Here is a 1195-nt window from a genome sequence, read left to right on the forward strand (position 1 = left end):
ATTGTGAGAAAATAGAAATATATTTTAATGAACAAGAAGTAAGAGCGTATTGCGAAGTAGTTGAAAGAACGTATAAAGGCGTGGTGCCTTTACTCATGTGTGCAAGCGTCTGGCCAAAATTTAAGTTGTTTCAAAAGTTTGAACAAGAACATATTCTTCTTGTGCGAACAACATGTGAAGAATTTGAACCATTAAAATGTGGACTAAAATATGAGGCGTACTTAACACATAAAAGTACGAAAAAGTTTAAAACATATATCCAATATATCTATGAGTTAAAAATATATAAAGATAATAGACAATGTATATTTATTAGACAAACGTTTATAAAAAAAGGAGGTAAATGATGAGGTTTAGTCATGATAAAGTGAGTCATTACCTTCGACTTGTTAATGATAAAAATGAGCTTCATTCAACCATTGTCCCTGGTCAACTAGTAGTGGATTGTGTATTAGCATATTTTCAAATAGAGTGGACACAATTTAACGTTAAGTATAGAAAGACTATAAATATAGACGAAGAAGTAACCTTAAAAAAAGTGAGTCATAATGAAATAAACGTTTTTGGTTTAAATGGTGAAGAAAAAATAGTTATTGTTAAGAAATCTTAATTTTTCGTGATGATAACTATTTTTATTTTTGGTTATTAGTATTTATATTTTTTAATCATTTATTAATTATGTAAAGTGAATAAAATTACACTTTTAAATTTAGGAAAATGAAAATCAATTTGATAATACTAGTTTAATACATATAATTATGTAACATGCAAGAGGAGGACATATGTTCATGAATGTTCACAAAGATAAAATGAACATGGTTAGTGCTCAAAAAGCGAGAAAAACTGTTTTCGCAACAAGTATTGGTAATGCTATGGAGCGGTTTGAATTTGGTGTCTATGCCTATATTACAGCATAAATAAAACGATAGCGTTAATGTTAGTATAACTTAAAGTTTCTCTCTAAGTTTCCAAAAGGGGACATTCTTGGCTAACATTAACGCTATTTTATTAGGGTGAGCTTTTGAATAAGTAATGACTTTTTAAAGTTTTGAGTATTAGGGGCATCTTAACTTTAAAAAAGATTTTGAAATATTCGTTTATTTTCGTATTCAATTACGAAAAACACTTTTTAATTTTTGAAATGTGATGAATAACTTAATTCATGTTATCAACGTCACTTTCTAGTAGAGAGAGC

General features: G+C 28.0%; 3 protein-coding genes. All 3 read left to right on the plus strand.

The window, feature by feature from the left end:
• Positions 1-347, plus strand: a 347-nt coding sequence (locus NR218_RS12650; RefSeq protein ID WP_265883451.1) for a protein VraC, incomplete at its 5' end; no start/stop codon positions are given.
• Positions 347-610 carry a hypothetical protein gene (locus NR218_RS12655; RefSeq protein ID WP_198985868.1) on the plus strand — a complete coding sequence of 88 codons (264 nt, stop codon included), beginning with the start codon at positions 347-349 and terminating at the stop codon, positions 608-610. The genes NR218_RS12650 and NR218_RS12655, both read left to right, overlap by 1 nt.
• Positions 611-788: 178 nt before the next feature.
• A complete protein-coding gene (locus tag NR218_RS12660; RefSeq protein WP_019834877.1) occupies positions 789-917 on the plus strand; it encodes a hypothetical protein in 129 nt (42 codons plus the stop codon).
• Positions 918-1195: the final 278 nt, after the last annotated feature.

The sequence above is a fragment of the Staphylococcus sp. SUC_1.2 genome (assembly GCF_026222585.1).

Bases quoted from the DNA above. Each gene is read 5' to 3' on its own strand.
- NR218_RS12660 (WP_019834877.1), top strand. From the start codon at position 789: ATGAATGTTCACAAAGATAAAATGAACATGGTTAGTGCTCAAAAAGCG.
- NR218_RS12655 (WP_198985868.1), top strand. From the start codon at position 347: ATGAGGTTTAGTCATGATAAAGTGAGTCATTACCTTCGACTTGTTAAT.